The sequence below is a fragment of the Kitasatospora sp. NPDC059146 genome, assembly GCF_042786665.1.
Classification (GTDB): Bacteria; Actinomycetota; Actinomycetes; order Streptomycetales; family Streptomycetaceae; genus Kitasatospora.
In genome coordinates, this window is the sequence record NZ_JBHZCY010000183.1 from 1 (window position 1) to 324 (window position 324).

At 81.5% G+C, this 324-nt stretch carries 1 protein-coding gene; it reads left to right on the forward strand.

The window, feature by feature from the left end; genetic code table 11:
• On the forward strand, window positions 1–324 hold a 324-nt coding region (locus ACFXPX_RS40910), incomplete at both ends, for an acyl carrier protein (RefSeq protein WP_380644878.1).

Consider the following 324-nt stretch of genomic DNA (forward strand, 5'->3'; position numbering starts at 1 on the left):
GTCGACCGCGGCCGCCTGCCCGGCGCCGCCGTCGCCGCGGCCCGCGCCGCTGCCGCCACTCCCGCCGCCCGGGCCGAGGCGGCCCGCGCCACGGCCGCGACCGGCCCGCTCGACCTGGTCCGCACCGCCTTCGGCGAACTGCTCGGCAGCGTCCCGCCCGCCGACGGCGACTTCTTCGCCCTCGGCGGCCACTCGCTGGTCGCCGTCCAGCTCGCCGAACGCCTGCGCACCCGCGTCGGCGTGCCGCTCACCGGCCTCGACATCCTGGAGCACCGCACCCCGCGCGCCCTCGCCGCCCTGCTCGCCGCCCGCGAGGAGGAACGC